This window comes from Lysobacter sp. Root690 (genome assembly GCF_001427785.1).
Classification (GTDB): domain Bacteria; phylum Pseudomonadota; class Gammaproteobacteria; order Xanthomonadales; family Xanthomonadaceae; genus Lysobacter.
On the sequence record NZ_LMHM01000013.1, the window covers coordinates 209,307 to 218,917 of the forward strand.

Genomic DNA, 9,611 nt, shown 5'->3' on the forward strand with positions numbered 1-9,611 from the left:
GGTCGGTCGAGAATCGGGCGATCGGGACAGCAAGCTTGGACGGCGCGCCTGCTTGATGGGCCGCCCGTGCCGATCACTGCATGAAACAGCTCAGCTTGACCTGAAGAAAGCTCACGTCTTCCTGCTGCATCGCGGCCTGGCAAACCGGAGCCGTCGACGACCCCGCTTGCTGGCATTTGATCGCGCGCTGCTGCGACACGATGTCGTACAGCTGACGTTGGACCGCGCATTGCGGCGCCGGCGCGGGACACACCGCATCCATCATCTGCCATTGCAGTTTTTCGACCTGTTCGTTCTGGCGGCAGATCGGGCTGTTGGGACCTTGCGAAGTGCAGGCCTGCACGCGCTGGATATGGCTGACTTCGACTTGGATGCGCGCGCTGGCGCAGGCGGGCGTGGCGGCGTGGGCCGCGCCGGCGCACGATGCGATGGCGAACAGGCTTGCGTAAAGGGCTTGGAGTTTCATGGTGGTCTTCCTTGTCGGTGGCGATGTGGGTAGCGATGTAAGCGTTGATGCGGGGCGATGAATGCGGTGCCGCGCACGCCGATGACCTATCGCGTGGAGCGGCGATGTCGATCAGGGCCGCGAGAGATAACCGCAGTTCCCCATCACGGCGTAGTACAGGTCCTCGTCGTGCTCGACCGCGGCCACGCAGGCCGGATCGGACGCGCTGCCGGCGGCGTGGCAGATCGCCGAGCGATGCGGCCAATACTGGTAATGCTGGTAAAGCGCGGATTGGCATTCCAGGCTGGGGACCGGGCAGTTGCGCCGCAGCGATGCCAGGCCGGCGAGTTCGCGGTCTTCGGCTGCCTCGCAGCTCGGGCTGGACGGGCCGTCGGTTTCGCATGCGATCACTCGTTCGAAGCGATCGCGATGCAATTGGGTGGCGGTGAGGAAACACACGCTGGGCGCGGCGTGCAGCGTCGCGGCGAAACTGCAGCAGCACAGGAAAAGCAAAATGGCGAGGCGACTGGACATGAAGGTCTCCCGACTGGGTTTTCGGTCCGAGGGCCTTTCCGGCGGGCCCGATTGCGCGCGTGGCTCAACCGCGCGGCTCAAGGAACGTGGGGCATCAAGTTCGGCTCAACGAACGTGGTCAGGCAGCCCCGCTTCGATCGACGTTGCGCGGTCGAAGCGGGCTGTCCGATGCCGCGATGGAACACCGGAATGCGGCGTGGTCGGGTCGTCTGCTTTCGCTCTCCGGGCGCGGTCGCGCCCGGCTCGAAAACATCGCGTTCAAGGCATTACGTTCAAAACACCATGCATTCGCGTACGAAGCGCTTGAACTGCTGGAACTCGGCTTGACGCAGCGCCTGGCATTGCGGATCGAGCGCGGTCCCGGCCTGGCGGCATTCGAAGCTGCGGGTCGCGGCGGCTTGTTCGTACTGATCGCGGACCACGCTGCAGTAGTCGTCCAGCGGCGGGCAACTGCTGTTCATCGCCTGCATGGCCGCGGCCTGTTCGGCTTCGCGCGCATCGCAACTCGCGCTGTTCGGGCCCTGGTTCGAGCAAGCCACGTCCTTCTCCTGAAACGCTGCCATCCAATCCTGGCCGGCGTAGACGCAGGCCGCATTCGCCGCGGCCGCGCCGCTGCACAACATCAATACCGACAGGGCGACGGATGCGACGACGGATCGTGTACGCAACTGGGTGCGCAACGGAATAAGGGATTTCATGCGGGCTCTCCTTGGCGTGGGCGATGCGCGAAGTCCGGTGCGGCCTTCGCGCGCTGAGTGCGCCGGCCGGGCCGTCATGGCGCGAGCGGCGTACATGGGGTGGCTTCAGATGCGATCGATGGAATGCACGCGCGACGGCTGCCGCGACGCCGGCGGTGGCGTGGCTGGAACGATGCGGGATGGCGAAGACCGGCGGTTGCGACCGTGTGCGTGCGCAGTGCGCGCGCTGCCTGCGTGAGGGTTCATCCAGCTCTCCTTAGCTGCGCGGGAATCGTGATCCTGCGATCGCGCGGACTCATCGCCGCGCGGCTGAGGCGACTGTAGCCATCCCGGCGCCGGCTGCCGTCGTGGCCGTGCGTAATTGATGCCCAGTCGACATTTTTTAGCGGCGCGTGTCGCTGTTTTCTGATCGCGGCGCGCACAGGGGCGAGGTTTTCGCGGTTGTACTGCGTACGAATGCGGCGCAGGCCGTCCAGCGGAAGGCGAACGTTTGCACACTCGCGCGGTCGCTCACGGGCGACCGTAAGCTACATGCCGTCTGAGTATTCCGCGTCGCGCAAAACAAAACGGTCCGCCCGACGTTCAGGTCGAGCGGACCGCGATAAAGCGCAGTCGAGCGGGATGCGGCGGTTTATTTCGCCGCGTACTTGGCGATGAAGTTGCGCACCTGCGGATACACCTGATCGCGCCAGCGACGGCCGCTGAAGATGCCGTAGTGGCCGGCGCCGTCGACGGTGATGTGCTGGCGGTCGGCTTCGTCCACGCCGGTGCACAGCGTGTGCGCGGCGCGAGTCTGGCCCTGGCCGGAGATGTCGTCGAGTTCGCCTTCGATGGTCAGCAGCGCGGTGTTGTTGATCGCGCCGGGATCGACCCGCTCGCCGGCCACGTCCCACAGGCCGCGCGGCAGCAGGTGTTCCTGGAACACGACGCGGATGGTGTCGAGGTAGTACTCGGCCGGCATGTCGAGCACGGCGTTGTATTCGTCGTAGAAACGGCGATGCGAATCGGCGTCTTCCAGGTCACCCTTCAGCAAGTCCTGATAGAAATCCCAGTGCGACTGGAAATGCCGCTCCGGGTTCATCGCCACGAAGCCGCTGTGCTGCAGGAAGCCGGGATAGACGCGGCGGCCGCGGCCGGGGAAGTTCGCCGGCACGTGATGGATCACGTTGTTTTCGAACCACCACAGCGGCTTGTGCACGGCCAGGTCGTTGACCTTGGTCGGGCTTTCGCGAGTGTCGATCGGGCCGCCCATCATCACCAGCGAACGCGGGGTGGGTTCGCCGCGCGCGGCCATCAGCGACACCGCCGCAAGCACCGGCACGGTCGGCTGGCAGACGCTGATCACGTGCAGGGTGTCGGCGCCGATCAGACGGATGAAGTCCTGGATGTAGCCGATGTAATCGTCGAGGGTGAACGCGCCGTCCTCGGTCGGGACCATGCGCGCGTCGATCCAGTCGGTGATGTAGACCTTGTGGTCGCGCAGCAGGGTCTTGACCGTATCGCGCAGCAAAGTGCTGTGATGGCCCGACAGCGGCGCGACCACCAGCACCGGCGGATCGTCCTTGAGTTCGGCGATGTTGTCGGCGTCGTCGGCGTAGCGCTTGAAGCGCAGCAGCCGGCAGAACGGCTTGCGCTGCATCTCGCGCTCGATCACCGGATAGGTGTTGCCGTCGATCTGGATCGAATGGATGCCGAATTCGGGCTTTTCGTAGTCCTTGCCGATGCGGTAGAGCAGTTCGTAGCCGGCGGCCAGGCGCGAGGCGCCCGGTACGGTCGACAGCCAGCTGCCGGGGGCGGCGAACATCTTCGCGCCGGCATCGGCCCAGTAGGTCATCGGGGCCATCCAGGCGCGGCCGAATTCGTGCATCTGATAAAGCAGCATCGGGTCGGGGTCTCTTTGGCGGGCGAACTGGCGCCGGAGCGTAGCGGGTTCCGGGGCGTGCGGTTTGCTGCGGCGCAGCATAGCGGATTGGGACGGAGGTCGCGTGAATGGCGCGGTGGGTGGTGGGTTGCGTTCCACGAGGCGATGAGACGCGGCGGCAGGCGGTGCGAATCCACGAAGGCGCCATGTAGGAGCGGCGTAAGCCGCGACCGCGCCACTTCGGTCACGGCGTACTTCTCCTAACCGATCTCGTTGCAACCTCTGGAGCGATGAGCGTGGGGGGCGGGTCTGCGGCCGGTCGCGTCGTAGATGCGACGGCGCGGTCGCGGCTCGCGCCGCTCCTACAGGAGTAATACGGAACTAACCGGCGGTCTCGAGCGCCGAGGTGCCATAGCGCAACCGCCGCGTCAGCCACAGGTGCGAGCCCAACGCGGTGAATCCCTGCGCGGCGAAGCGTTCGCGATAGAACGCGGCCGGGCGGCGCTTGAAATCGTCGGTGTCGCCTTCGATGCCGTCCTCGCGGGTGAAGGTTTCCAGGAATGCAACGCCGCCGCACAGCTCGGCCAGGCCGGGCAGGCCGCGGTCGAGTTCGCGGGTGTCCAGGTAATGCAGCACGTCGCTGCAGATCAGCAGGTCGACCGGCGCGCACGGGCGCAGGTATTCGAAATCGCCGAACCGCGCCAGGTGCAGGTTGCGGCTGCGACCGAAGCGCGCAGTGGCGTATTCGCTGCTGTCGAATCCCAGATACTGCAGGCGCGGGCGCAGCTTGAGCAGCGGCGCGCGCCACGGGCCTTCGCCGCAGCCGATGTCGAGCACGCTGCGGATCGGGCGTTCGAGGTGATACTCGGCGGTTGCGACGGTCAGCGCGACCTTGCGCGCCAGTCGCGCGGCGCCGCCGATGGCCTGGTGTTTCAAGGCCGGGTCGCGGTACCAGCGCTGGAAGTAGGCGGCGTCGTACTGTTTGCTCATCGTGGCGGTGGCTTGCGGTGGAGCGTGGCATCCTAACGCGCCTCGGGACCGGAGCGGCGGCGGGTTCGATTGCCGCCGCGCGATGCTGTCGATATCGGCGCCATCGCGAGTTGGCGTCGCCGCCGGCGGCGCGGCGGTTCGCAGCCGGTTCCCTCACTCTCGTATCAACCCGCCAGCCCTTATCAGGAAGCCCGCGATGAATGCCTATCTATGGACCAAGACCTTCCATGTCGTGTTCGTGATCGCCTGGATGGCCTCGGTGTTCTACCTGCCGCGGATCCTGGTCAACATCGCCGAGGCCGGCAACGAACCGGCGGTGCGCGCGCGGCTGGTGCTGATGGGGCGCAAGCTGTATCGCTTCGGCCACGTCATGTTCGGCATCGCGTTTTTATGCGGGCTGTTGATGTGGCAGGGCTATCGGGTGTTCGGCGATGGGCTGCCGCAGATGTTCGCGGTCGGCGGCTGGTTGCACGTCAAGCTGAGCTTGGTCGCGGTGTTGCTGGTGTATTTCATTTTTACCGGGCGCTGGCTCAAGGGCGTGGACAAGGGAAGGGCATTGCCCTCGTCGCGGACGTTGCGTCTGTTCAATGAGTTGCCGTTGCTGGCGTTGATTGCGATTGTCTGGTTGGTGTTGGCTAAGCCGTTTTGAGGGATGGGGTTTAGCTAACGGCAAGGGCAGAAGCAAAAGCGAATCCCCCTTAATCCCCCTTTTGCAAAGGGGGAGACTGCATTCGTCGCTTCGGCGGGTTGCGCAGCGAGCTGCTGGTTGCGTGGGCTGCTGGTGATTCGAGCCGCTGGTGATTCGCCTTGAGCGCTAGCGCTTTGAAAAAGAAAACGGCGACCCCAAGGTCGCCGTTTTCTTTGTAATCCCGTGCTGTTCCCCCCTTTGCAAAAGGGGGGCAGGGGGGATTCGCTTTTCGATAAGCGCACGATGCCCACTCAGTTCTTGAACTGATCCGCCTTAGGCAACGTCACCGGCACCTGATTCGCATCGCAATCGCCCTTCGCACACAACGAAGCGCGCAGCTTCGGCATCGACTGCAGCAGGAAGTGGTAGATCGTGTTCTGCTCGACGCTGCCGCGCACCGCGCTGCTGCCGGGGCCGCGCGCCCAGATGCCGACGTCGTCGCCGCCATGGGTTTCGGCGGTGGTCGGGACCAACGCTTCCTGCATGTAGTCGGGCGCCTGGGTATCGACGTTGCTCAAGTCCGGGCGGCCCTTTTCGATTTCCTGCATGCCGCTGGCGGTGTGCGGGAATTTGTGCGGGCCTTCGGGCTGCTGCGAGCTGGCGCCGGTGTAGCCCGGGCCGTTGCTGTAATTGAGCGTGGTGTAGGGCTTGCCGAGCGCGTCGCGGGCGTAGTCGTTCGGGTCGCCGTCTTCGCCGCTGGTGCCGCGCACCTTGCCGAGCATCGGGTTGCCGCGGGTCGGGTAGCCCACGAAGCTCAGGGTGTGCGAGTGATCGGCGGTGACCAGAATCAAGGTGTCGTCCGCGGAGGTCGCCTTGTTCGCCGCTTCCACCGCTTCGCTCAGCGCGATGGTGTCGGTCAACGCGCGATAGGCGTTGCCCATGTGGTGGGCATGATCGATGCGGCCGCCTTCGACCAGCAGCACGAAGCCGTTGTCGCCCTTGATTTTCTTGAGCCGTTCGATCGCAGCGACCGTCATTTGCGCCAGCGAGGGTTCGCCCGCGCCGTCCTGCGGGCGATCGTGGTCGAACTGCATGTGGTCGGGTTCGAACAGCGCGAACAGCGGCTTGTCCTTGGGCGCGGCGGCGAACTGCTTGGCGTTCCACACGTATTCGCCGCCGGGGTGGCGTTGCTTCCAGGTCGCGATCAGGTCGCGGCCGTCCAGGCGCTGGCCGACCTTGTCGTCGTACTCGGGATCGCGCTGCTCGACGGTCATGAAGTTGCCGCGGCCGCCGCCCATCAACACGTCCGGGCCGGTGCCGTACGGCGATTCGATCATCTGCCGGGCGATGTCGATGCAGCCCTCGGACTTGGCCTTATCGGTCAGGTCCATGTCGTTTTCCCAGTTGCGGTCGGCGGAATGGCTGAAGGTCGCGCCCGGGGTGGCGTGGGTGACGCGGGTGGTGGTGACCACGCCGGTGGCCAGGCCTTGGCTCGCGGCGAGTTCCCACAAGGTCAGCATCGGCGCCTGCAGGGCCGCCGCGCAGTCGCCGCGCAGGCCCTTCTGGCCGATGCTGAGCACGCCGGCGCGGGTCTTCACGCCGGTCGCCATCGCGCTCATGGTGCCGGCCGAGTCGGGCGTCTGCGAATCGGTGTTGTAGGTCTTGCTCAGCGCGGTCGAGGGGAAGCGTTCCCAGCTCAGGCGGTTTTCTTCGCCGGGTGCGCCCTTGAGCTGGCCGGCGAGGATGCGCGCGGCGGCGACCGTGGTCAGGCTCATGCCGTCGCCGACGAACAGGATCACGTTCTTGGCCTTGGCCGACGACGCGCCACGCTGCGCGGCCTGAGCGGCGCCGTCGCGGTACCACCAGGCCGGGGTTTCGCCTTGCGGATGCTGGATCGCCGGGACCTCGACCGCCACGCCGGCGCCGGGCGCATCGGGTCGGGTCGGAGCGGCCGCGGCGCAGGCGGTGAGCAACGCGGGGACGAGCAGAACGGAAGCGGAACGCAGCTTGGACATGGGCGGGCCGGGCGTTGGGAATGACAAGCCGGCGATTATGCCTCGGGCGTGTGACCGCGGTTGGGCGGGCTTTTGCCGTGCGTGGCGGCTGGCGTTTGGCGAGGAACGAGTTCACAGGAGTGAGTAACGGGTAAGGCAGACGGTCGCCCACTCGTTTCTCACTCCTGTGAACTCGCTCTTCGTATCGCTCCGACAATCCACTATTGTTCCAACGCAGTCCGGCTGGTTTGCCGAAGCTGGCCGAAGTAATAATGTTTCGTTGCCGGCTTATGCGCTCAGATCAGGCAGCGCCGCGGCGAAGGTGTTTATCGTGTTGTCCCACCCGTCCGCGCGCGTGCCCCATCGGCCGCGTCCGCTTCGCCTCCACCGACGCACTCACCGACGCATTCATTGGATAAGCCCGCGATGACCGCTTTGTTCTCGGCCTGGTTCCGCATCCCGTTCTGGCAGCGCGTGGTCGCCGGCTTCGTGCTCGGCGCGCTGGCCGGCTGGGCCTTCGGTCCGGCGGCCGACACCTGGTTCGGGCCGCTCGGCGATCTGTACGTCACCCTGATCAAGATGATCGCGGTGCCGTTGGTGTTTTTCGCGGTGATCAACGCGGTCGCGTCGCTGCACGGACAGAAATCGATCGCCGCGCTCGGCGGCCGCACCTTCGCCTGGTTCGCGATCACCGCGGTGCTCGCGGTCGGCATCGGCCTGGCGGTCGGCACGATCATGCAGCCCGGCGCCGGCGTGACCGGGCTGGCGGTGGATTCAGGCTACAAGCCGCGCGACGTGCCCAGCGTGGTCAAGGTGTTGCTCGACGTGGTGCCGAGCAATCCGTTCTACGCCTTGACCGGCATCGGCGCGACCAAGAACGCGGCCGGCGAAACCGTGCTCGCCGCCGGCAAGGGGTCGATCCTGCCGGTGATCTTCTTCGCCGGGCTGCTCGGCTTCGCGATGGTCAAGCTCGGCGAGAAAGTCGCCGGCGTGCGCAAGCTGGTCGGCGAAACCAGCGACCTGATGATCCAGGTGACCCGCTTCGTGCTGGAAGTCACCCCGATCGGCACCTTCGGCCTGATCGCCTCGCTGGTCGGCGCGTACGGGTTCGAGAAGCTGCTGCCGCTGGGCAGTTTCGTGCTGGCGCTGTATGTCGCTTGCGCCCTGCACATCGTCGTGGTCTACAGCGGCCTGCTGCTGGCGCACGGGCTGAACCCGCTCAAGTTCTTCCGCGGCGCCGCGCCGGGCATGCAGGTGGCGTTCGTGAGTTCGTCCAGCTTCGCCGCGATGCCGGTGGCGATGCGCTCGATCACCCATAACCTCGGCGTCAACAAGGACTACGCGGCGTTCGCCTCGCCCTTGGGCGCGAGCATCAAGATGGACGGCTGCGGCGCGATCTATCCGGCGCTGTGCGCGGTGTTCATCGCCCAGTACACCGGTACGCCGTTGACCGCCGATCAGTATTTCATCGTGATGATCGCCTCCGTGTTGGGCAGCTTCGGCACCGCCGGCGTGCCCGGCACCGCGGTGATCATGGCGACCGTGGTGCTCAGCGCCGCCGGCCTGCCGCTGGAGACGATCGGTTATCTGTATGCGATCGACCGCGTGCTCGACATGATGCGGACCATGACCAACGTGACCGGGCAGATGCTGGTGCCGGTGCTGGTGGCCAAGGAAACCGGTCTGCTCGACAAGGCGGTCTACGATGCGGCGCCGACCAATGTCGGGATCGAGGAAGAAACCCGCGCATGAGCTGGCTGCGGCGATGACGCTCGCGCTGAAGGACTGCCGTGCGAAGCGGCGCGCATCGATTCGCATCGTATTGCCCGTCATCGCCGCGGCCATGTCCGTGTGGATCGCCGGTTGCGCGGCGCCGACGCGTCCCGATGCGGCCGCGCCGCTGCAAGACAGCTTCGTCGGCACCTATCAGCGCGATCGCGACGACGATGGGCTCGGGCCGTTCCTGGAGATCTCGCGCGATGCGCAGGGCTATCGCCTGGCGATGCGCACCGATCGCGACACCTGGAGCGAGCCGGTGCGGTTGTATCCGGCCAGTGAGCATCTGCGTCGCGGGATTTATGGGTATGGGCGCAGGATCGACGACGCGGGGCTGGTGACTCGGGACAATCTGGTGATTCTGCGTGTGCCGCCCGAGGTTGAGCCTTGCATCGACTATCAGGGCGAATGTGTGGCTAATACGACGGGTTATTTTTTTCAGTACTACGGGCTGGTGCCGTTGCGTCGCTTGAGTACTGGGGTGGGGGCTAAGGGCGCGAGTACGGTCGGGGCTGACTTGAAAGCCGACGGCAAGTTAGACGCGGGGCGCTGAGCCTGCTTGGCCTTAACGCTCTAACAGCTTTTGAGCTTTTGAGCTTTTGAGCTTTTGAGCTAAAGGCAGGGTCAACAGCTTTCGTCCGCAAGCGGCCGAGTTACTTTCTTTTGTCAAAAGCGACAAAAGAAA

Annotated in this window: 9 protein-coding genes; 3 read left to right on the top strand and 6 right to left on the bottom strand. The window is 65.6% G+C overall.

Features of this window, described 5'->3' with window-relative positions:
- Positions 1-73: 73 nt before the first annotated feature.
- The 5 genes from ASD86_RS12905 to ASD86_RS12925 form a co-directional block, all read right to left on the bottom strand.
- Entirely contained in the window at positions 74-466 is a 393-nt protein-coding gene (locus ASD86_RS12905; RefSeq protein ID WP_056111031.1) for a hypothetical protein, read from the bottom strand.
- A 111-nt stretch (positions 467-577) separates the two neighbouring features.
- Entirely contained in the window at positions 578-979 is a 402-nt protein-coding gene (locus ASD86_RS12910) for a hypothetical protein (protein ID WP_056111033.1), read from the bottom strand.
- Positions 980-1,251: 272 nt separating this feature from the next.
- On the bottom strand, positions 1,252-1,677 hold the full coding sequence (locus ASD86_RS12915; RefSeq protein WP_157476577.1) for a hypothetical protein: 426 nt from the start codon (positions 1,675-1,677) through the stop codon (positions 1,252-1,254).
- A 631-nt stretch (positions 1,678-2,308) separates the two neighbouring features.
- The gene (phaZ, locus tag ASD86_RS12920; RefSeq protein WP_056112670.1) at positions 2,309-3,556 is read right to left on the bottom strand and encodes a polyhydroxyalkanoate depolymerase; all 1,248 of its coding nucleotides are present in this window, start codon (positions 3,554-3,556) and stop codon (positions 2,309-2,311) included.
- 363 nt (positions 3,557-3,919) lie between these two features.
- On the bottom strand, positions 3,920-4,528 hold the full coding sequence (locus tag ASD86_RS12925) for a class I SAM-dependent methyltransferase (RefSeq protein WP_056111038.1): 609 nt from the start codon (positions 4,526-4,528) through the stop codon (positions 3,920-3,922).
- A gap of 196 nt (positions 4,529-4,724) precedes the next feature.
- Between ASD86_RS12925 and ASD86_RS12930 the strand changes: the two genes are divergently transcribed.
- Positions 4,725-5,177, top strand: coding sequence for a CopD family protein (locus ASD86_RS12930; RefSeq protein WP_056111040.1), 453 nt, complete (start codon positions 4,725-4,727; stop codon positions 5,175-5,177).
- Between the two features lie 290 nt (positions 5,178-5,467).
- Here ASD86_RS12930 and ASD86_RS12935 read toward each other — a convergent pair whose 3' ends face one another.
- A complete protein-coding gene (locus ASD86_RS12935) occupies positions 5,468-7,171 on the bottom strand; it encodes an alkaline phosphatase (protein WP_056111042.1) in 1,704 nt (567 codons plus the stop codon).
- A 405-nt stretch (positions 7,172-7,576) separates the two neighbouring features.
- Between ASD86_RS12935 and ASD86_RS12940 the strand changes: the two genes are divergently transcribed.
- Together ASD86_RS12940 and ASD86_RS12945 are read left to right on the top strand one after the other, a co-directional pair.
- Complete coding sequence (locus ASD86_RS12940; protein WP_056111044.1) at positions 7,577-8,902, top strand: dicarboxylate/amino acid:cation symporter; 1,326 nt, start codon at positions 7,577-7,579, stop codon at positions 8,900-8,902.
- Positions 8,903-8,915: 13 nt separating this feature from the next.
- Positions 8,916-9,479 (top strand): hypothetical protein, encoded by a 564-nt coding sequence (locus ASD86_RS12945; protein WP_056111046.1) that lies wholly within the window; start codon positions 8,916-8,918, stop codon positions 9,477-9,479.
- The last annotated feature ends 132 nt before the right edge of the window (positions 9,480-9,611 follow it).